The organism is Streptomyces sp. M-16 (assembly GCF_052114405.1).
GTDB lineage: Bacteria > Actinomycetota > Actinomycetes > Streptomycetales > Streptomycetaceae > Streptomyces.
Genome location: NZ_JBFRER010000020.1, coordinates 62,341 through 82,844 on the forward strand (window position 1 = coordinate 62,341; position 20,504 = coordinate 82,844).

Consider the following 20,504-nt stretch of genomic DNA (forward strand, 5'->3'; position numbering starts at 1 on the left):
GAGCGGTCACTTCTGACTATCCGAGCCCTTCAGAGCCCCCACGGATCTGAGTGCCTCGGCCACAGCCTGCGCGAAAGCCGCTCCGAGCTTCACTGGTACTGCGTTGCCCAACTGCCGCATCTTCTCGCCTCGCGGTCCGTCGAGGACCACGTGGTCAGGGAAGGTCATGACTCGTGCGGTCTCCCGCACAGTCATGTATCGGTATCCGTCTCCGCCCCCGGCGTTGACAAAGTTGACGTCGTCGAGCTGCATGACGGATTCGCCGCCCGGCACACCATGGACACCCGCCTTCACGGTCTTCGCGGGCCGATCCAGCACGTTCGGCGTGTGCCCGGCATACGTCCGAGCTCCGGGCCACCCGATATGGTCGGCGATGCCGCCCACAGGGAGCTTGTCCTTGACATCCGCTTCCGTAACGTACGGAAGCGGCTTCCCCTCGTTCTCGTCGATTCCCGAGATGGCGTCGCGCAACGTGCGCCACGGTTCCAGCTTCAGCTTCTCCTTGACCTTCTCGTCCTCGTGGTCAAGTTCCGGAAGGTTGGCGATGACGCGCTTGCGGACTTCGGCGGTCACCTTCTTGTGGCGCTCCGTCCAGTAGGGCCCGCCTTCACGCATGGAGTAGATCATCGACTCCCAGGAGTGCGTCTCCTTCGGCATGAACTCGTCCCAGTTGACATCGAGGTCGGCGCGAAACGCGACAATGATCACTCGATTCCGGATCTGCGGTACGCCATAGTCGGCCGCGTTGACCTCAATTTCCCTCACGACGTAACGCTTCGACGGGTCAACGGTGTCGTTAGCGAGCAGCTTTTCGAGATGATCGTTGTGATCTTCCCATGTCGCTTTCTTGCCTCGCGTCTCGAACGGCAAACGCATTTCGTTCAGAATATAACCGAAGTACGACTTGAAGGACGGTCGAAGGAGACCCCGGACGTTCTCGCAGATAACGGCCTTAGGCCTGAGCTCCCGAATGGCACGAAACATCTCCGGAAACATGTTCCGTTCATCTTCCATGCCCTTATGGACGCCGCCCAGGCTGAACGGCTGGCACGGCGGCCCACCCGCGAGGACATCAACCACTTCCGTGACATGGTCCGCGTACTTGACGTCACGCACGTCGCCCGGCACGAGGGGCCAACCCTTTTCGGGTTCGGTGGGATCCGGAGGGTTGGTCCTCAGGGACTCACACGCCCGCTTCGCGTACTCATTCACCAGGAGCGGACGGAAGCCCGCGGAGTGCACAGCCATCGCGAGCCCCCCACCGCCAGCGAACAGCTCGACACAAGTCCCCACCTCTTGGCGCTCTTCTCGCAGCTCAGACATGAGCAAAGCATACCGCGGAAATGTCGATCAACGTGGCGCATCCCGCAACTTGGCACGCTTAGTCTCGCGAACCACCGGTTAGAGTGACCGCGATCACGCGTTTCATGGAAGATGGGGGCTCCGGATGGCCGGCCAGTTCAGCGATCAGTTCCGCCTCAGCATCACCGAGGCGCTGAGTAAACAGCTGTACGCCGCCCTGAGTCGCCTGGAGCCCGCGCCCCTCACCCAGGAGAACTTGGACGCTCTCGCCCCGTTGGCCGAAAAGCTCGGCCTTCCAAGCAAGGCGGGCGTGTATCAGCTCTTCCGTCAGGAACCCGGAAAGGAGCGCGAACTCGCCTACGTGGGCAAGGCGGACGAACCACTCCCAGATCGCCTTGGAAACCATCTGTACAAACTATCCGGGCGAGAGGGCGTCTCCATCGACGAGATTTCATTCCGCTGCTTGTTTGTCGAGGAGGACCTCTCGTCGGTGTCCCCGGAAAAGATGCTGATTAAGCAGCATCTCGAAACCGGAAAGATCGTCTGGAATAATCGCGGCTTCGGCAACAACGACCCCGGGCGAAACCGCGACCGGACGACAATCAAGAGCACTCACTTCGATCTCGAGTTTCCCACCGATCTTTCACGCAAGGTGGATGGGCTTACCCCAGGCGTGCAGACGCTCCATGCTGTGCTTGGGAAGATCAAGCGAGGCATACCGTTCAACTTCCGCTTCAAGCACTCGGCCGCTTTCAAGAACCAGATGGTCACGGTGCCCGAAGAGGACATGACCGTAGACGAGGCGTTTCGGTTCGTAGCACAGCACCTGACTGGCAAGTGGCAAATCTGTGCATTGCTCGGCTGGGCGATCATGTACGACGACAGCCCTTCGACGTACCCCAGCGCTCGGCGCTACTACCGCCCCGAGGGCGTATCGGACCAAACCCCGAAGACGCAAAAGCCCGGCAAGAACGACGTGGAGGACGAGGTCGACGAGGACAGCGACTTCGACGAGTAGCGTCAGCGAACTTGCGCACGCCGCCCCAGAAGTGGGATGCGGGCGTGACCAGTTGCAGAGTTACCCTGCCACAGCAGTGGTGAGTGCCGCGATCATGGGCAATGTCCACCGTTGCCCCGCGGAAGCGGCTTTGGAGGGTCAGCCGAGGTAGAGGTACGTGCCGACGAGGCAGTCGCCGATCTGCTGGCGCATGCTGGGGTGGATGCCGTACAGGTCGAGGTCTGCGGGTTGGACAAGCGGACACCGTCGGCCTCGTAGTCGATCGTCGGCTCGCCGCCCACGCGGCGCCCGACGGAGGCGCTCTCGTAGTGCTGGCGGATCTCGCCGTCGGCGTAGGCCACGATGTGGTGGGGGGTGGTATACGCCCCGAGGAAGCCGGTGATCTCGGCGACGATCCTGGTCCCCTCCAGGAATTCGCGCGCCGCGCACTGGGCGGCCGTCTCGCCGATGCCCTGGGCGCCTCCGGGCAGCGCCCACTGGCCCGTGTCGCGTCGACGCTGGAGGAGGATGGCGCCGTTGTCGTCGACGACGAGCAGGTCGCTGGCCGGGGTGAGGGTGTTGGCCTTCGGTCGGCCGGTTCGTTGTAGTACCCAGTCCTGCCCATGTGCGACGGTCCCCTACCCGTCGCACATGGGCGGGCCGAGCGGCGGCCCAGATTGGCCGGCGCGCTAGCCGACGGCAGGTGCGGTCAGGTCCCTGTTTCCGGCGACTGTCCGTGTTCCAAGTAGGCAGCCACACCGCTCGTTCGGGCCTGGATGCCAGCGGCGATTCGGCGCGCGAGGCGGGGGATGGTGAGTTCTGGCACCTGTTCGGCGCGATGGAAGTCGTAGCCACGGAGCTCGTCCGCTTGCAGTGCGATCTGTTGGCGGTGGTCTGCGCTTAGGCGGCCGCCGTCGAAGAGGTAGAGCACCTTGTCGCCCTCTCCCAGGTTCGGCGCCCAGTCGACGACGAGGAGGCGGCCGATGTGGGGCTTGATGCCCAATTCCTCATGGACTTCGCGCACACAAGCCTGTCGGGGCGACTCACCCTGTTCGACGTATCCGCCGGGAAGGTCTCGGTAGTCCTTGTACGACGGCTCGACAAGGAGCACTCGATCAGCATCGTCGAAGAAGAGAGCGCCAGCCGCCATGCGGGGGTGGGCCATCTTCGCTTCATGCTCGTTCTCGCTCACGGATTCGACTCTAGCGACCCGCCACGATGCGGAGCCTGCGGGCCGGGTCGGCAACGGGATGGGACGGCCGACCTCTGGTACCGCGTATCCAGCCGATGACCAGTTCTTCTGGGACTGTCCAGATGAAACTGACACTTCCCGGTACTGACGCCCATGGCGTGGCCGCAGAGGATTCCTGCGGTACCACCTAGGCCAGGTGGATATCCGTGCTGGTGGCGGTTGGCAGCAAGATCATGTCTCTCCCGATGGACGGCTACGGCCTGACATTCATCATCAAGGCGACTCCCCCCACCAGCGCCCAGGTTCCAGCGGACGGCCTCAGTTGACATGGGCGCAGTCATGAGCGCAGGAATCTGGTGCGGGCTCGGTGCCGGCCGCTGCGGGGACTGCTGTGCTCATCCTCTTCGGGGTGGCTCGTGTGGGGGCTGGGGCGGTCAGGTTCGTTACTGAGACGCAGAGATCGCCACACCCGCTGGTGGAGTTCGGCAATGCAGGAGCTGCACGCGAACATCGGCGCCTGCATGCCCGCGACGCTCGCTGGTCCGATCCATAAGACGCGTGTCCAGCGCTGCCCGCAGTACAGCCAGCAGACCCCGTCCACCCAAGGGTTCCGGTCATCGGTCTGGGCTGGCGCGGGTAGACCTTCGCGCGTGAACGCCTCGATTCCAGGAATCACCAAGCGGTCAGACATGGGAAGTCTCTCCAGTTCGCTTCTCCACCGGTCCGAGGCGGCGAGGTCGGGAAGCAGCCTCGTAGTCGATGGCTACCGGCGGATGTACGTCAGTCCGGGGGCGCGGTCGAGGTCGAGGGTGAAGCTGTCCACCTGGTCCGTGCTGCCGGTCAGGGTGAGCGTGTAGCCGTTGCCGGCGTACGCTGCCGGCCCCGTTTGGATGAGCTGGTCTCGGCTTCCTCGGCGCCACAGGTGGAGGGTGTTGGCGCTCCGGGTGAGCCGCAGGCTGCCGGGGGCCTGGTCGCAGGAGAACGTACCGAGCTCGACGTCCAGGCTGCGGTCGCGGTGGGCATGCTGGTTACGCACGGCGGCCTTGAGCTCTCGTCGCAAGGTCGCGGCCCTGCGGAGGACGCCCTCTAAGTCCAGCTCAGGGTGCTCTCCGAGGCCCCGCAGGATGGCCGCGATGATGTGGTCGGCTGCGACGTCGGTGTTGTTAGACAGGGAAATCACCCGCAGTCCCGTCGCGTCCAGGTGAGTCGCGGCGGAGAACCCTTGTTCATGACCGTAGTGGAAGACGGTGGTTCGGCCAGGTCGGGTGTCGGCGTAGAGGCCGGGTCCGTAGAGGTACGGCTGGTGGTCACTGGGCTGGTAGTCGAGAGCGTCCTGCCAAGGGAGCTGGTGTTCGTACTGCCAGTGCTGGTGGAGGTGGGTGAGCCAGCGGTCGAGGTCGCCGACGGTGGTCCATAGGGTGCCGGGGCCGGGCAGGGTGACGGGTGTCTCTGTGTGCTGCCAGCCGTGGGTAGTGGCCTGGTAGGCGGATGCTGCTCCGGAGATGACCTGGCGGGGGTTGGCCTTGAAGTGGGTGGCGTTCATACCGAGCGGGCCGAAGAGGCGGTGCCGGGCGAGATCGGGCAGCGTAGTGCGGTGGGCCGTTTCGAGTATCTCTGCCAGGAGGAGGTAGTTGGTGTTGCTGTAGAGGAAGCGGCCTTTGGGGACGGCGCGTTGGTCCTGCCGGTAGGCGAGGGTTCGCAGGTCGCCGACCGTGTAGTGGTCGAGGTCCCGGAAGCCGGCGAGGGAGAGCAGGGACTCGGCATCGCGTATGCCCGATCGGTGGGTGACCAGGTCCGCGACGGTGACATCGCTGATCTTGAGCCGGGGAAGCAGGTCCGCGGCCTGCTGGTCCAGGTGCAAGAGGTTGTCACGCGCGGCGAGCAGGATCAGGTGGGCGGTGATCTGCTTCGCGACCGAGCCGACGTTGAAGGTGGTGTCCGGTCCAATGGGCAGTCTGTGTTCGAGGCTGGCCAGACCGGTGTGCAGGAGGGTGGGCTCTTCGCCTGGCCGGTGGACCAGCAGGGACAGGCCGGGCTCCTCGTCACGGCCCGCGTTCACAGGGCGAGGGCTTGGTGGTGGGCGGCAGCGAGGCGGTCGCGGAGACCATCGTCGCTGATCAGCTCCAGAGCGAGGGCATGATCGGGCGCGGTGCCGGCGAGGAGGCTTCGCTGCTGGTCGAGGTAGGCGGCCAGGAACCGGTGCAGGTCTCCCGTGGTGCTGTTCAGCGCGTGGGCGGTGAACAGCATGGTGAGCGGGAACGCCCAGCAGGCGTGGAGGAAGCCGAACGCCGGCCGCGTTGTCTGCTTCCACGGGGAGTGGAAGTCCGCGGTGTCGCTGATCATGCATCCCGTGGCCGCGAGCGCGTCGTTCAGCCAGTTGTGCCCGGCCTCATGGATGAGGTCGCGGGCCAGGACGACCGGGTCGTCGACGTGGTCCATGAAGACGGTGCCGGGCAGGCGGCTGATCGTCCAGCTGTCGAGGGTCTCGCCGAGGTTCTTCGTCCGCAGAAGGCACAGGACGACGGCGTGCGCGGCGAGCAGATCGCCGAAGCCCGCTCGTGCGGCGCTGGCGTACGCGTCTGCCGCGAGGCCGCGCAGGTGGGGCTGGGCGGCCTCGGCGCCGGGGCCCAGGACGTAGTAGGGCGTCTCGGAGATCGCGGATCGGGGCAGGTCGGAGAGTGTGGGTGCCACGACCACGCGTGTGCCGACCGCAGTGGGGATGGAGCTGGTGGTGGCGCCAGCGTCGGGGTGGACGACGTACCAGTCGAAGGTCGCGGCATCGCTGGCGCGGGCGGCTGCTTCGGCTCCTTCGAGGGAGTGGTGGGCCAGGCAGTAGTCGGCCGCCGTGCTGGTGCTGGGCTGCGGCGGCTGGGCTCCGGGGCGGATGACCGCGTGGATGCGCTGCGTCCGCTCGTGGTGCAGACGGCTGATCGGCGGGAGGTCGAAGAGGTCGGCGAGGGTGTGCATGAGACGGCTCTCCTGTTCGGTGGTGGGCCCGGGGCCGAGCCGCAGGTGCTGGCGGCCCGGCCCCGGGTGTGTTCACCGGCGGCGCTCAGAGCGCCGGGCGGCTGTGGGTGTTCAGGCGGTGGTGGTCTCCGCCTCGGCCGCCGGCCATCCCTCGGCCGAGACGCTGGAGGTGTGGGCGGTGGTACGGACGGTCTCGTCCTCGCCGCGCAGGTCCTCGACGTTGGCGAGGAAGTCGGCGATGCGGTCCTGGCTCATGGGGTGTTCCGCCTTTCGGTCTCGTTGGTTTCGGCTCGTTGCGCTTGCCCTGCTGTGGTGCCGGATGCGGGGCGGTGCTCTCGCCCTGGGCATGAGGGGCTCCCTCGCGTCGGTCAGCGCTGGTGGAGGTCGCCCGCGCTGCGGAGCGCGGTGTGCAGGTCGTTCATAGCGGGCCGGTCTCTCGCGTCGTCGGAGAGCGCGGTGGCGACGACGCTGCGCAGAGGCTCCGGGATGAGAGGCAGGTTCGTGTGGCCGGCCAGGCGGGGGATGTCCGCGCACAGGTAGCGGTAGACGAGGACGGCGAGGCTGAAGACATCGGCTGCCGGGGTGGCCTCGTGGTAGCCGGTGAGGTACTCCGGCGGCCAGTGGACCTCGGGGCCGCGGTGTTCCGGCCCGCGCGGGGTGGACAGGCGGCGGGCGGCTCCGAGGTCGGTGATCAGGCCCCGGTCCTGGTCGATGAGGATGTTCTCCTGGTAGACGTCGCGGTGGACGATTCCGCGCTGGTGCAGGTTGTCCAGGCCGTCGGCGACGTCGGCGAGGATGCTGAGGCCCTTGCCGGTGTCTTTCGATGAGGTCATGAAGGCCCGGAAGTTCCCGCCGCCGCAGTGCGGCATGGTGTACCAGTCGAACCGCTCCGAGCTGCCCTGTTCCAGCAGCGGGACGATGTGATCGGTTCCTCCGGCGACTGCGGTCAGCTCCGCCTCGTGGCGAAAATCTTCGCGGGTGAGGGCGCGTTCGGTCTCGGTCATCTGCGCGTACCAGTAGAAGCCGTACGCGGCGGGCTTCTCACTGAGGTCGAGCTCGGCCAAGACGTGGTTGCTGCCGAAGCCCGCCTTCAGTACGACGTCCTCCTGGCCGGGGCGGCCCGCTTTGACCAGGGTGCTGGCCCGCGTGAATGCGAGGAGGTCTTTGACGTGCCAGCCGTCCGTGCGGAGCTGATCGAGGACCCAGGCTGCGGGATGCATCGGGTGCAGGTTCATCGGCTCGCTTCCTTGTTCGAGGCCGTGGGACTGTCGGCCGAGCGGAGGTCCTCCATGCAGGCGTCGACCAGGGCTTCGAGGTCGGTATGCGTCGTGCAGGGGTGCTTCAGCACTGGAAGGCCAGTGGCCTTGGTCCAGGCGTCGGCGGCCTCGTTGTAGAGGTCGGCCAGCCGGGCGGCGGCCTCAGGGTGTTCGGTAAAGCGGCGTTCTGTCGGGCGTCGAGTGAGGCGGGTGTGGCAGATGTCGGGCTCGGTGGTCAGCAGAACGGTCAGCTGCGGACGGGCCTGGGTTTGCTCGGCGAGGCGCTCGACGTACGCGCCGACGGGCTGCCGGTGGAGCAGGGCGAGCAGGCAGGCGGTGGAGAGGGTGAACCGGTCGGCGAGGACCGGGCCTTCGGTGAGGGCGACGGCGATGTTGAAGCGGGAGTGCAGGGCCAAGTCCTGGGCGGCGGCCTCGATGGCCTCCTGCTCGTCGCCCCCGTGCCCGGCCCGCAGGCGGACCAGCGTGCGCGTGGCCGGGTGGGAGAGCCAGGAGAACTGGCCGATGTGGCTGAGGGGGATGCCCTCGGCGTGGGCAGTGGCCAGGAGCCGGTCTCGGAGGGTGCTTTTTCCGGCGCCGGCTATGCCTTCCAGGGCCAGGAGCACGCGCTCACCCGGCCGCGGTGGGCTCGGCGATGAGCCAGCTGATGAACTTGGCGACCCGGCCGGCAGTGACCGGGAGGGTTCCGTGCGCGAGCTGGGAGCCGTACAGCAGGGCCGTTCCGGGGGCTGGGGCGACGCTCCATCGGGTGCGGGGCATCTGCTGGAACCAGGTCGCGGAGTTGTCGGCTCCGTCGTGGGTCAGCCACATGCCCTCCGCGTAGCCGTTCGAGGCGGCGTCGGGGGCCTTGCCGTTCCATAGCCGGTCGCTGGAGGCGGTCTCGACGTAGAAGTCGCCTCCGGCGTCGGCCTGGGTGATCACGACGCTGATGCCGGCGATCTGGCGCGGCCAGGCGAGCGGGTCGGGCGCGATGCCGTCGAGGTGGCTGGTGATGTGCTGGCCCATGCCGTACTCGACGTACGTCCACGGACGGCACACGGTGATCGAGGGCATGACGCGAGAGAGCGCCGGCCGGGCGCGTTCGAAGGCGTCGCCCAGGAGCTCTTCCGCTGCCTCGGGGATCGAGGGGATCTCGACGCGTCCGGCCGGCTCGTAGACGGCCATGGCCTGTTCGGGGCTGTGGCCGGGGATTTCGTGGATGGAGGTGCGGCGCTCGTCACCGAAGCGGCTGGTGCCGCCGCTGGTCAGGACGTCGTTCATCAGGTCGGCGAGGTGGGCCCGCTCGGCGTCGCTGAGGAAGTTCTCAATGCTTCCGACGCCGACGGTCTCGGCTATGTGGATCACTTCGTTGTTCCCCCTTGCTGGAGCACGCGGTGGATGTCGTTCAGGTCCGTGCAGTGGTTGAGCCAGCTGACGACCGGGATGCGGGTGGCGGCCAACGGGTCCTGCCACAGGGCGAGGAGTTCTCCCATCAACGGCAGGTCGTCGCTGTCGGGTAGTAGGCCCGCGTCAGCCGTCTCGGCCTGGGGCAGAGCGCCGCACGCGGTGCCATGCTGCTTGGCGAAGACGAGGGTGAGACGGGTCGCGGCTGCGGTGCGGCAGGCCCGCAGAAGGGCGGTTGCGGGCAGCGGCCGGTCGTACGCGAGGTGTTCGGTGACGGTCCATGCCTGGGCGATGGCAGCGCTGGCGGCGGCGACGCGGCAGATCGCGCAGCACCGGTGGCCTGCGTCCGGACAGAGGAGGAGGTACTCGCCGAGGGTGGCTGCGATCTCGTCCAGGACTGCCCAAGCGGTATTGGCCAGCATCGAGCCAACGTCAGAGCGCCCGTCCCCTGCGGTGTCCTTGTGGTTGCAGCACGGCTCGCCCGCTCCGGGCTGCCTGCTGGAGGTGAGGGCGGGTTCGATGAACAGGGTGTGGAAGTAGGCGATCCGTCCCAGGAACTGGTGGAGGGTGACCGCGTCGCCGGGCTTCACCGCAACACCTCTTCAGCGACTTCCGTCGGCACCGGCACCGGCAGCGGGCAGGCGCACGTGGTGCCGCCCGTCGGGCGCTCGGCGTCGAGGGCTACGGCCAGCACAGCGGCGGCCTCGTGCAAGCGGGCGAAGTAGCCGTCCCATCCCTGACCCGGGCCGGGGTCCAAGCTCAGGTCGAGGACCGGAGTCGTGGTACCCGTGCTCTCGCAGGTGAGCTCCGAGCGGCTGACGTTGACCTCGATGCCTGCGGGCATGAGGGCGTTTGCCAAGGTGGCGGCCCGGCACAGGGCCGCAGCAGCACGGGCGTACTCCTGGCGATCGCGGGCGAGGAGACCGATGCGCAGCTCCGTGGGGGCCAGGTTCGTGCCGGTGTACTGGTGGGCCTGGCAGCTGTCGTACGTGACGAGCCCCCACGCTCGGGTGACCGTGTCGACCAACGGCCAGACGCCGGGTTCGATGGCCGCCTGCCACATCGGGTGGGCCGGGGTGAGATCGTCGGCCTCGTGGACGCCGGCGAGGCCCACGGTGTTGATGTTTCCGTGCTCACTGGTGTGCAGCCTCACTTCGCCTCGGGCGAGGTCGGGAGCGTCCCAGCTGGTCAGGAAGGCGTTCACGTTGCGCATGCTGTTCGGGGTGCGCGGGTGCCAGCGCACGCTCTGGCACCAGGCGCCAGCGGGATGGCCGGGCTGGGCCAGCAGCGCGGCGACGCCGTCGATCATCCGCATTCGGTAGTCGCAGTACGCGTCGTGATCGGCGGCCGGGTCCTGGCGCCAGCGGGTGGCGATGCAACCTCCGCCGCAGGTGGTGCGGTAGTCGCAGGTCGTGCACTTGTCCATCAGGGCTTTGCCCTGATCCAGGAGGAGGGAGTCCTGCTGGGCGCTGACCACCTCGTTCTCGTCGGCCGTGGACTCCAGCTGGGTGAGGCGGGCCTGGGGCCAGGGCAGTTCGTCGCAGCTTCCGAGGCGGCCATCGGGGTAGAGGGTGAAGACGTGGTCGCACTTGAGGTCGGAGAAGTGACAGAACCCTGTCGTCAGACCTCGTAATCGCCGGATCGTGGAGACGGCCGGTTCCAGCTTGATGCGGGCGAAGTGGCCGGCGGTGATCCAATGGGCGGTGGCGGCAAGGACGAACTGGGCGTACTCGTCGGGATGGATCGCCCAGGCCGGGCCATCGGCTTCGTTCACGGCAGCCTGCTGAAGCAGTCGGCTGGCCGACTTGCGCCTGCTCGGCAGGGCCGTGGAGCGGCGGATCGTGGAGTCGAAGCAGGGGACGAAGCTGATCGCTTTGACCGAACCGAAGCCGGCGAGGTGGTCCAGCACCTCCTCGGCGCGGCCCAGCACCGCCGGGGTCACCGCGGCGATCACACCGACACTCCGGCCCCGCTCCGCCAGTAGGCTCAGGGCGGCGGCGACGCGCGGATACACGGGCTTGCCGTCGTAGCCGACGCGCCAGGCATTGCCCTGGGCGTCACCGTCGAGGGAGATACCGATCCTGAGGTCGGGGCAGAGGGTGTCGAACATGTCGAGCCAGTCGGCGTCGAGCAGGACACCGTTGGTCTGCAGGCTGACGCGGACGACCTGCGGCAGGCCGGCCAGCTCCGCGAGGATCTCGCCGATGTGCTCCCGCCCCGCCGTCAGGGGCTCGCCGCCGTGGAGTTCGACGGCGAGCTTGCGGCCCTTGAAGATGTCGGCCAGGCGCCTGGTCTGGTCGGCGCTGACCCGGGCACCCCCAGGGGCCTCCTTGCGTTTCTCGTAGCAGTAGAGGCAGTCGATGTCGCACGTCTCGCCGCGCGTCTTGACGATGACCGACACCGCGGTGCCGGCGTCATCGGCGTCCAGGCTCCGGTAGAGCCCGTCGATCGTGTGGCGCTGTTCTGTGCTGAGGTTCATCGGCTGCCCCCTCCTATGCTGCCGTGACCGGACGACTGGCTAGTCGGACAAACGCCCCAGCAGGGCGCCCTGGCCGGACTGGAGAATGTGCGCGGCCTCCAGCGGGATCCAGAAGCACTCGAAGTGAGTCGGCTCCTGCTCGCCGTCGTGGTCCTCCTGGCTCATCCACCGCTCCGGGGTCGGCTCGGTGAGCTCCAGGTGGAAGACGTGCCGGCGCTGGATCTCGAACCGATACGGGCTGATGTCGTACTCGGTCTCACCAAGCTTGCGGACGATCTTGAAGTCCGACAGGCCGGTCTCCTCACGGGCCTCACGCAGAGCGGCGGCATCCGGGGTCTCACCGGGTCGGATGCTGCCCGCGGGGACCTGGATGCCGACCTCCTCGTAGGAGTAGTCGGTGTGGCGGAACACCAGCAGGCGCCCGTCGCGCACGACGTAGACGAGGACTTTCTCCTTCGTGACCTTCTCGGGCATAGCAACAACCTCCACTTGGTACAGGAGCTGATTCGTGGGCCCGGCCCAGCAGAGGGCCGGGGAACTACTTGTCCCCCGGCCGCCTGTGGCTGGTCGGTGTCGCGGGGAAGCCCACGAGTCTAGGGCTCCAACTTGCTGTCGAATCAGCGTTATTCAGTCGATGCGTCGGCCTGTAAAGGGCCGCCTGACTGCTGCAGCTGCGGTCCGGCGCCTGGCCCTCGTTCGGGTGTGCGATACCGAGCCTGCTGCCGATGTACGAGCCCTCGCCGCCACCCGCTTGGACACTTCGCTGGCATGACCGGAGGGCAAGCGTCGAACCCGACCACTGTCCTGATCCGACCTTTGATCACCTGCGCTCTGGGGCAGATCGAACTCCGCCCAGCAGCGCTTGCCCGTGGCCGTCAGATCGGCACCGTGCCGGTTGGCCAGGACGGATACGAGATACAGGCCACGGCCAGACTCGGCGCTCCCGCTCAAGGGGTTCCGGCCGCGGCAGGACCTTCGCCGCGTCGTGCACCTCGACCACGAGCACCGGGCCCTCCTGGCAGGCGTTGACGGTGATCGGCCCCGACGCGGTGTGGCAAACGGCGTTCGTGATCAGTTCACCAGCCGCCAGCTCGATCTCGTCCAGTGCCTCCGCGCCAAGCCGTATGCCCCAGGAACGGATGCCGGCGATGACGTGGTGCCGTGCCTGCTGGGCGGCGACAGCCGTGCGGGCGACGGTGAACGTGAGCTGGTGGTGCGCTGCCATGAGCGGGCCTCCTGGGCTGCCTGACTTTGCGTAACCACGGCGGAGACTCGGACTCGCAGGACCGCTGTCTTGCCGGGGCGAAGACGAAGTGTTCCCGGTGGCTCGTGACTGAACGAGGCCCTGAACGCAGCCGAACGCCACCCTTTCGCGCCTAACCGATGTCTATTCGCTGTCCACTCGGGATTTCTCGACAACAGATCTTCGATCGATGGCTGTTGATGTCTAGCGTGGAGACCGGACAAGGACCCCGGCACGAGGGAGCGGCTGTGGAGCCATCAGGACCGACCCTCTTCCAGACCCTGATCAACCAGCGGGGCTGGCAGGACTACCAGGTCTTCAAACGGCGCTACGAGCAGGCGGCCAAGCAGTTAGCCGAGCTGGAGGGACCGCCGTCGATCGCGACCGCGACGATCGAGAAGCGGCAGTTCTTCCGGTACGCGCACGGGGAGGTCCGCACCCCGCAGACCGTCGCCCGCCGCGTCCTGGAGTTCATGTTCCCTGGCATCCCGTCCGCCCGACTCCTCGAACCTGCGGAGCCCAAGCCGACGGCCTCGCCGCACCACCCAGCGGCTGACGACCGTAATGCCGTGGATCCATCCGAGTACGGCCTTGAAGACGTGGTCATGGCGGCGGCGAACGAGTCGGCGCGGTTCGCGGCCAGGGCAGAGAGCAGCAACGTGGGACCGCACACGCTGGAGCAGCTGGAAGCTGATATCCGCCGCCTCGTCGTCACGTACCCCAACCGGCCCGTCGGGCCCCTGTTCCGCGAGGTGCGGGCCCTGCGCGATCGCGCCTTCGAACTCCTCGAAGGGCGTCAGCCACCGCGGTACACCAGTGACCTCTACGTAGGCGCCGGCGTCCTGTGTGGCGTACTGGCCAATGCGAGCTTCGACCTGGGCCGCTACGACGCGGCCGAGACACAGGCCCGCACCGCCTTCCTCTTCGGCGAGCTCGCGGGCCACAACGGACTGCGCTCCTGGGTTCGCGGACTCCAGGCGCTCATCGCGTACTGGGACGGCCGCCCGGTAGACGCCGTACGCCTCGCCGACTCGGGAAGCGCGTTCACCCCGGAATCCGGTACGGCGCAGATCCGGCTGGAGAGCATCAAGGCGCGTGCCTTGGGCCAGCTCAACCGGGCCAGCGATGCCCTGGCGTCCCTCAGTGCCGCCGACCGCCTACGAGACCGCCTCGTCGAAGGTGACGAGTTGCCCGGCGGAATGATGGCCTTTCCCGTCGAGAAGCAGCTGTTCTACTCCAGTAGCACGCACTTGTGGCTGGCGGGCACGCAGCATCTCAGCGACGCCGAAGCTCGCTCCGACGAAGCGGTGGAGATTTTCCAGTCCGCGCCTCCGGAGCAGCAGCGTCTCGGTGAGATGTCCCTGGCTCGTATGGACCTGGCGATGGCTCGGCTGGGCCGAGGGGACATCGACGGAGCGGCGACGCAGATCCACGCGGTCCTCGGGGTCAGTGCCCGGCGTCGCACCGAGAGCGTGGACCGCCGGATCGGCCACTTCAGCCGTCAGCTCGCGCTGCACCCCGGGGCCGGATCGCCTGCCGCGATTGGGCTTCGTGAGGTGATCATTGCTCATCAGGAACGCATGCCCGCTCAGCTCCCCCCAGGAGGCAGCCAGTGACGACCGTGACCCTCTTGCACCCCGGCGCCATGGGCGCGGCCGTTGCCGCCCAGGCCGTCGCGGCAGGCCACGAGGTGCTGTGGGTGCCGGAAGGCCGCAGCGAGGCAACCCACCGGCGCGCGAAGGAAGCCGGTGCCACCGCGTGTGACTCGCTCGGCGAGGCGCTGGAGCGCAGCGAGATCGTCTTGTCGGTCTGTCCGCCGCAGGCCGCCGAAGACGTGGCGACCACGGTCGCCAGCCACGCCTTCGCCGGGGTGTACGTGGATGCCAACGCGATCAACCCCCAGCGCATGCTGCGAATCGCGGAGGAGATCAGGCCGGGCGCCACGGTCCTCGACGGGGCGATCTTTGGACCGCCGCCCGGTGGCCAGCGGACTGCTCGCCTCTACCTCGCCGGCGAAGCCCAGGCCGTGGACACGGTGCAGCCTGTGTTCAAGGACACCGCGTTGCACGTCCGCCGCGCGAGCGGCGGCGGCGGCTCCGCCTCCGCACTGAAGATGGCGTTCGCCAGCTACCAGAAGGCCGCCCGAACCCTCGCTGGCGTGGCCCACGCGCTGGCAGATGTTCACGGCGTCGGCGACGAGCTCACAGCCGAAGCGCAGGTGATGGCGTCCAACATCCTCGCTGACCCCGGATACCTGCCCAGCGTGGCCGCACGAGCCTGGCGTTGGGCAGCGGAGATGGAGGACATCGCTGAGACCCTCCGCGCGGCGGGTCTACCAGCAGACATGGCCGAGGCCGCGGTGGCGGTGATGTCGCGCTGGGAAGGAGACAAGGACCGGTACGACCTAGAGCTCACCGACGTCTTGTCCCACCTACGGAGCCAGGGTGAGTGAGCAGCGACCAGTCCTCTCCCCGGACGAAGTCCAGCAGCAAGCCGTCGCTGCTGCCGTGGTCGTCCACGAGGGGCAGGTGCTGCTGGTGCGACGCCGCGTGGCGGAGGGACGACTCTCCTGGCAGTTCCCGGCAGGCAAGGTCGAGGCTGGTGAAACGGGGCAAGCTGCCGCTGTGCGGGAGACGAAGGAGGAGACCGGCCTGGATGTAACCGCGGTGACGCTGCTAGGTGAGCGCGTCCGCCCCGTCACCGGTCGGCTGATGTCATACACAGCGTGCGCGGTGGTGGGCGGAACGGCGCACGTTGCGGACGCTGACGAGATAGCCGAGGTCGCCTGGGCAACCCTCGCGGAGATCCCGCGCTACGTCCCGTACGGACTCTTCGAGCCGGTGCAACAGCACCTCGACGCTGTGATCGGGTCACCGGAGGCCTGTCAGCCCTTACCTCGTTCCGTCCGCAGGAGTTGATTCTCCTTCTCCAGCGCAGCCACGCGGCGTTCTAGATCAGCCCGAGTGCGTCTTGTCGGCGCAGGCGGCTCTGCCCTCGATGGGGTGGGTGGTTCGCCGGCGAGTCCTAGGGGTTCGAAGGCCAGGATCGTCGAGGGATTCTTCCCGCATTCCGGGCAGCGAATCTTGCGGCTGGGTTCGGCGTTCTCGCAGTGACGCGAGGTCTCGGCGATGTGCCCGCAGTAGAGCCGAACCCGCCACCGCATGATCAGGTGCTCCGGTGTCTTGAACGACAGCATCAGCTTCCAGACCTCCTCCAGGTGCTCCCGCTGGCGCACCGCCATTTCGGGATTCGACCGCACCTCGGCAAGGTGTTCATCGACCTGTCGTCTGGCAAGGTCACAGAGCCCCTCCAGCTCCTTCTGCCATCGGTGGTCACGTCGCGTGAGCTGGTAGTCCTCAAGTGGGACGCCGTGGCTCTTGTATTCGACCTCGCGCATGGGCGGCACCGTAACCGCAGAGGGTCGGACAGCAGGGGAAGAGCCTGTTCCCTTTCGCCTAATGACAAGACTTGCGCGCGTTGGTCGGTCGACTACTTGGGTTCAGTCAAAGCCGATCGGGTGCTGCTCCTCTGTTCGGCTGTGCCTCCGCGAACCGCCGGGGCGCACTGTGAAGCCGCTCCCGGCGGCTGCGACCGCGGCTATCGGCGGTGTTGGTGTTGCTGGCTCGCAGGAGGCGTAGGTACCGCGGGCTGACGGCTACTGGCCATGTGAGTGGGAGTCTGGGTGCCCGTGGAGGTCGAGCGTCGACAGGCTGCATCGGCGCGGCGGTTGGGGGCAGGGTTGCGGCTGGTGTGCTGGAGGCGGGTGATCAGGACGCGGGCGGGTTGGCGGGCTGTGCCCAGTTCGCGCTGAGCTGCGGCCTCCTTCAGGAGCCGGTGGGGTGGGTGGCCGCGGGCTTCGGCGTCGGCCAAAAGGGCGGCGAGGGCGGGCCAGCTGGGGTCGGTGAGGACCCGGTCGGCCTGGTCAGGGATGGCGGCGCGTACGTCGTGGGCGAGGGTGCGGCGGGTTTCCTCCCTCGGCTGACGCTGTTCGAGTACGACGAGCGTGGGTGTGAGGGCTTGCTCGGCGRCTGCCTGTAGATGGTGGAGGGCCTGGCGGGCGGCGTCGGCCTGGTGGGCGTGCCCATTGGCCTCGTGCCAGCGGCCGGCGATGATTCCGGCCCACAGGAGGGCGGCGAGGGCGCTGCCGTCTGGGCCTGTGGCGGTGTGGACGATGTCGCGGGCCGCGTTGCGGATGGCGTGGGCGGCGCGGTCTTCCGCCCGGATCTGCGAGCGCTGGGCCCGTGCGAACGCCTGTGATGCGGACTGCAGTTCGGTGCGGAGGTGGTTGGGGGCTTTCTGGGCGGTGGCTTCGAGGAGTTCGCCGAGGGCGGTGATGTGTGCCTGGGCGTGGGTGTCGTCGGTGAGGTCGGTGCGGAAGGTGTCGAGGGCTTCGGCGGCCTGGTGCCAGGCGGTGGCGGGCCGGTTGCGGCACGCGGTGGGGTGTTCCTCGGGATGGCCGGCTTCGAGGCGGGCTTGGAGTTTGGGGAGGGTGAGGTCGAGGGCGATCTTCCCGCCGGAGTGGAAGATCTGTTCGCCGTCCTTGTTGAGGTCGCCGGGGCGGCCGGCGGCGTAGCCGAGTAGGTCTCCGGATGGGCCACGCCGGGCCTTGACAGTGATGCCGTCGGCTTCGAGGTAGGCGAGGAGTTCCTCGGCCGACCTTGAGTCGGACTCGGGGTGCTACTGGCTCCGCCAGGGGCCGTCATCCCGAACGCGGTCCGCCAATGGGCCTTCTGCCCAGGCTGCTTCGAGTTCAGCGAGGGCGTGGAATCGGGGTCGTTCGGGTCGAGCGTCACAGGGTGCTTCTCCGATGCGGAGGGTGGGCTGACAGTGCGGGACAAACGGGGTCGGAGGGCGGGCGCCCATGGTGTTGGCACGAGTTGCGGCGCGCGGCAGCGAGAGCTGACCGGATGGCCGCCGGTCCCCGAAATTCGGAGGATGGCTGCCACGGCGCAGAGAACGTTGAGCACAGCTCGCGGGCTGGGGACCGGGTCGGTGGCGAGGGGACGGGGATCGCGTGGTGATCGACGGGGACCGACCGCGGCCGTCACCAGCCACGGTCCCCGTCCTGCCTTACCGGCGTTGACCTGCGGTGAATATCGGTCAGTATCCGGGCGTGGTTCCGGTCAGGGCTTGCTGCTTGCGGAGGTCCGCAAGCTCCCTCTTGACCTTCCCCAGGCGCTCGTTGCTGATCGAGTGGCCCTCGCCCTCGATGGCCGCCCGCATCTGCTTCAGCGTCGGCTCCCCTTCCAGCCTCTCTTCAATCGCGAGGAAGTCGTCCAGGTCACCGGTTGTCGGTCGCCCGATCTTCCGGGACGGGGCCGCGGGTGCGGCAGCCTCGCGGGGGTCATCATCCGGCTCCGCGGCAGTCTCGGCGCCGATGGCACCTGGTCCCTCTGGCTCGTCCCCCATGGGTTCGGGTCGACCGTCGAAGGCACTCCCCTCGGCCTCCGGGAGTAGGACGGAGAGCGCCGTTGGGCGATTGCGGGCATCCGCGCGGCGTGGGGTGGCGGGTGAGGCGACGTGTTCGTGAATCTGGCGCATGAGGACGCCGAAGGCCAGGAGAGCAGCGGCTGGGGGTACAGCCGCGACCACGTAGTCCAGCAGCGGCACCGTGGTGGTGCCCCGGGTGCCGCTGACGCCCGCGACGTGGGGGCGATGGAGCCGAGGGAACCGGTGGTGGTGAGGGCGATCGCCCACCAGTCGGTGACGCGGCGCAATCCTGCGCGGAGCATCAGGAGCTCGCCGGCGACGATGAACGCGTCCAGGGTCGCGGGCCATGCGCCGGCCGATCCCAGAAGTAGCAAAAGCCCCAGGTCACGGCGAGTGAGTCCTGGGGCTTCTACAGAGCCGCCTTCGGGATTCGAACCCGAGACCTACGCATTACGAGTGCGTTGCTCTGGCCAACTGAGCTAAGGCGGCACCGCTGTAAGACAAGAAGATTTCCCCTGAGGGACGCTCTCATCAGCAGCGGCGCCAAGTCTACAGGGTCGAACGGGGTGCCCCGTACCGCGATGGCCGGGAGGTCAGCAGCGCTTGCCCGCAGCGGGGGGCTGGCCCTGGAGGAGGTAGCGGTTGATCGCGGTGTCGATGCAGTCGCTGCCGCGTCCGTACGCCGTGTGGCCGTCGCCGTCGTACGTCAGGAGGGTGCCCGAGTCGAGCTGACCGGCCAGGGCCTTGGCCCACTTGTACGGGGTCGCCGGGTCGCGCGTCGTGCCGACCACCACGATCGGCGCCGCCCCCTTGGCCGTCAGCGGCCTCGCCGTGCCCGTGGCCTTCACCGGCCAGTACGTGCAGTTCAGCGAGGCCCACGCCAGGCCCGCGCCGAAGACCGGCGAGGCCTTCTCGAAGGACGGCAGTGCGGACTGGACGCCCTCCGGGCCGTTGAAGGCCGGCGGCAGGTCGAGACAGTTCACGGCGGCGTTGGCGGACATCAGGTTCGCGTACGTGCCGTCCGCGTCGCGTTCGTAGTAGCTGTCGGCGAGGGCCAGCAGCCCGGACCCGTCGCCGTTCATCGCGTCCGTGAGGCCCGTGCGCAGCTGCGGCCACGCGCTCTCGTCGTACAGCGCCGCGATCACACCGGTCGTCGCGAGGGACTCGCCCAGCGGGCGGTTCGGGTCGCCCGAGGGGACCGGCTGGGCGTCGAGTTTGCGGAAGAAGTCCTTGAGGTTCTGTGCCACCGCGTCGGGGTTGCCCCGCCCCAGCGGGCATTGCGGCTGCTTCGCGCAGTCCTTCGCAAAGGAGCGGAAGGCGGTCTCGAAGCCTTCCGTCTGGTCGCGGTTCAGCTCCAGCGCGGGCCGCGTGGGGTCCATGGCCCCGTCCAGGACCAGCCTCCCGACGCGGGCCGGGAAGAGGTCGGCGTAGGTCGCCCCGAGGAAGGTGCCGTACGACGCCCCGACGTAGTTCAGCTTCTCGTCGCCCAGCACCGCGCGCAGCACGTCCATGTCACGGGCGGCCTCCACCGTGGAGACGTGCGGCAGGACGCGCCCCGAGCGCGCCTGGCAGGCCGCCGCGAGTTCCTTGAACGAGGTCACCAGTTCGGCGCGCTCCGCGGCGTCGTCCGGGGTCTGGTCCACCTGGGTGAACCGGTCCATGCCGTGGCCGGTCAGGCACTCGACGGGGCTGCTGCGGGCGACCCCGCGCGGGTCGAAGGAGACCATGTCGTACTGGGCGCGCACGGCGGCCGGGTAGCCGATGCCCGCATACGCCTGGAGGTATCCGATGCCCGAACCGCCCGGCCCGCCCGGGTTGACCAGCAGGGAGCCCAGCCGTTTGCCCGGGCCCGTGGCCGCGCGGCGCGCCACGGCGAGGTCGATGTCCTGCCCGGAGCCGGGGTTCGCGTAGTCCAGCGGCGCCTTCATGGTGGAGCACTGGAAGCCGGGGACGCCGCAGTCGCGCCAGGTCAGCTTCTGCTCGTAGTACGGGCGCAGCGCGGCCGGGACCGCGGTCGGCACCGCCGAGGCCGAGGCCGCGTCCGAGCCGCCGGAGGTGCAGCCGGAGAGGAGCAGCCCGGCGGCTGCGATCACGGTTCCGGTGGTACGCAGCAGACGCCTGGTGTCCATGGCGCGAGCCTACGTGCTGCCCGCCGTCCGTGTCGGCGCCCGCGCGGCGGCCGCGGGGCGGGCGGCCGTCCGCCGACCGGGGGCGGCCCCGCCGCCACGCCCGTGCCG

At 68.3% G+C, this 20,504-nt stretch carries 18 protein-coding genes, 1 tRNA gene and 3 pseudogenes; 4 read left to right on the top strand and 18 right to left on the bottom strand.

All coding sequences use genetic code 11. The features are described 5' to 3' along the window. Positions 1-6 precede the first annotated feature (6 nt). Positions 7-1,323, bottom strand: a complete 1,317-nt coding sequence (locus AB4039_RS12125; protein ID WP_442270684.1) for a DNA cytosine methyltransferase — start codon at positions 1,321-1,323, stop codon at positions 7-9. A gap of 124 nt (positions 1,324-1,447) precedes the next feature. On the opposite strand from AB4039_RS12125, the gene AB4039_RS12130 reads away from it, so the two are divergent. Then, positions 1,448-2,320, top strand: a complete 873-nt coding sequence (locus AB4039_RS12130; protein ID WP_442270685.1) for a GIY-YIG nuclease family protein — start codon at positions 1,448-1,450, stop codon at positions 2,318-2,320. Positions 2,321-2,458: 138 nt separating this feature from the next. On the opposite strand, the pseudogene AB4039_RS12135 reads toward AB4039_RS12130, so the two are convergent. The 12 genes and pseudogenes from AB4039_RS12135 to AB4039_RS12190 form a co-directional block, all read right to left on the bottom strand. Beyond that, positions 2,459-2,924: pseudogene (locus AB4039_RS12135) on the bottom strand (NUDIX domain-containing protein). Positions 2,925-3,008: 84 nt separating this feature from the next. Beyond that, positions 3,009-3,491, bottom strand: a complete 483-nt coding sequence (locus tag AB4039_RS12140; RefSeq protein WP_442270686.1) for an NUDIX domain-containing protein — start codon at positions 3,489-3,491, stop codon at positions 3,009-3,011. A gap of 763 nt (positions 3,492-4,254) precedes the next feature. Beyond that, positions 4,255-5,550 carry a serine hydrolase domain-containing protein gene (locus AB4039_RS12145; protein WP_442270687.1) on the bottom strand — a complete coding sequence of 432 codons (1,296 nt, stop codon included), beginning with the start codon at positions 5,548-5,550 and terminating at the stop codon, positions 4,255-4,257. Continuing rightward, entirely contained in the window at positions 5,547-6,458 is a 912-nt protein-coding gene (locus tag AB4039_RS12150) for an aKG-HExxH-type peptide beta-hydroxylase (RefSeq protein ID WP_442270688.1), read from the bottom strand. The genes AB4039_RS12145 and AB4039_RS12150 overlap by 4 nt, the downstream gene beginning before the upstream one ends. Before the next feature lie 111 nt (positions 6,459-6,569). Continuing rightward, positions 6,570-6,713 carry a hypothetical protein gene (locus AB4039_RS12155; protein ID WP_194292688.1) on the bottom strand — a complete coding sequence of 48 codons (144 nt, stop codon included), beginning with the start codon at positions 6,711-6,713 and terminating at the stop codon, positions 6,570-6,572. Positions 6,714-6,826: 113 nt separating this feature from the next. After that, complete coding sequence (locus AB4039_RS12160) at positions 6,827-7,693, bottom strand: protein kinase domain-containing protein (protein WP_442270689.1); 867 nt, start codon at positions 7,691-7,693, stop codon at positions 6,827-6,829. Then, entirely contained in the window at positions 7,690-8,337 is a 648-nt protein-coding gene (locus tag AB4039_RS12165; protein ID WP_442270690.1) for a hypothetical protein, read from the bottom strand. Before AB4039_RS12165 ends, AB4039_RS12160 begins: the two co-directional genes overlap by 4 nt. Positions 8,338-8,341: 4 nt before the next feature. Next, positions 8,342-9,076: a hypothetical protein gene (locus AB4039_RS12170; protein ID WP_442270691.1), complete on the bottom strand. Its 735-nt coding sequence runs from the start codon at positions 9,074-9,076 to the stop codon at positions 8,342-8,344. Beyond that, positions 9,073-9,705 (bottom strand): hypothetical protein, encoded by a 633-nt coding sequence (locus tag AB4039_RS12175; RefSeq protein ID WP_442270692.1) that lies wholly within the window; start codon positions 9,703-9,705, stop codon positions 9,073-9,075. The genes AB4039_RS12170 and AB4039_RS12175 overlap by 4 nt, the downstream gene beginning before the upstream one ends. Further along, positions 9,702-11,594: a radical SAM protein gene (locus AB4039_RS12180; protein WP_442270693.1), complete on the bottom strand. Its 1,893-nt coding sequence runs from the start codon at positions 11,592-11,594 to the stop codon at positions 9,702-9,704. Before AB4039_RS12180 ends, AB4039_RS12175 begins: the two co-directional genes overlap by 4 nt. A 39-nt stretch (positions 11,595-11,633) precedes the next feature. Continuing rightward, positions 11,634-12,068 carry an NUDIX hydrolase gene (locus tag AB4039_RS12185; protein ID WP_442270694.1) on the bottom strand — a complete coding sequence of 145 codons (435 nt, stop codon included), beginning with the start codon at positions 12,066-12,068 and terminating at the stop codon, positions 11,634-11,636. A gap of 346 nt (positions 12,069-12,414) precedes the next feature. Next, positions 12,415-12,819, bottom strand: a complete 405-nt coding sequence (locus AB4039_RS12190; protein ID WP_442270695.1) for an ATP-binding protein — start codon at positions 12,817-12,819, stop codon at positions 12,415-12,417. Between the two features lie 266 nt (positions 12,820-13,085). On the opposite strand from AB4039_RS12190, the gene AB4039_RS12195 reads away from it, so the two are divergent. From AB4039_RS12195 to AB4039_RS12205, 3 genes are read left to right on the top strand one after another with little or no spacing between them, the layout of a single operon-like run. Continuing rightward, positions 13,086-14,453 carry a hypothetical protein gene (locus tag AB4039_RS12195; RefSeq protein ID WP_442270696.1) on the top strand — a complete coding sequence of 456 codons (1,368 nt, stop codon included), beginning with the start codon at positions 13,086-13,088 and terminating at the stop codon, positions 14,451-14,453. After that, complete coding sequence (locus AB4039_RS12200) at positions 14,450-15,289, top strand: DUF1932 domain-containing protein (RefSeq protein ID WP_442270697.1); 840 nt, start codon at positions 14,450-14,452, stop codon at positions 15,287-15,289. The genes AB4039_RS12195 and AB4039_RS12200 overlap by 4 nt, the downstream gene beginning before the upstream one ends. After that, entirely contained in the window at positions 15,282-15,755 is a 474-nt protein-coding gene (locus AB4039_RS12205) for an NUDIX hydrolase (protein WP_442270698.1), read from the top strand. The genes AB4039_RS12200 and AB4039_RS12205 overlap by 8 nt, the downstream gene beginning before the upstream one ends. Here AB4039_RS12205 and AB4039_RS12210 read toward each other — a convergent pair. From AB4039_RS12210 to AB4039_RS12230, 5 genes and pseudogenes are all read right to left on the bottom strand, one after another. Next, positions 15,722-16,234 carry a hypothetical protein gene (locus AB4039_RS12210; protein WP_442270699.1) on the bottom strand — a complete coding sequence of 171 codons (513 nt, stop codon included), beginning with the start codon at positions 16,232-16,234 and terminating at the stop codon, positions 15,722-15,724. The genes AB4039_RS12205 and AB4039_RS12210 overlap by 34 nt on opposite strands. A gap of 200 nt (positions 16,235-16,434) precedes the next feature. Continuing rightward, positions 16,435-17,493, bottom strand: a pseudogene (locus AB4039_RS12215) (mobilization protein); the annotation flags it as partial. 444 nt (positions 17,494-17,937) lie between these two features. Continuing rightward, a pseudogene (locus AB4039_RS12220) lies at positions 17,938-18,617 on the bottom strand (DUF2637 domain-containing protein); the annotation flags it as partial. Positions 18,618-18,682: 65 nt separating this feature from the next. After that, positions 18,683-18,756: transfer RNA gene (locus tag AB4039_RS12225), tRNA-Thr, on the bottom strand. A 104-nt stretch (positions 18,757-18,860) separates the two neighbouring features. Further along, a complete protein-coding gene (locus tag AB4039_RS12230; RefSeq protein WP_442270700.1) occupies positions 18,861-20,396 on the bottom strand; it encodes an alpha/beta hydrolase in 1,536 nt (511 codons plus the stop codon). Between the last annotated feature and the right edge of the window lie 108 nt (positions 20,397-20,504).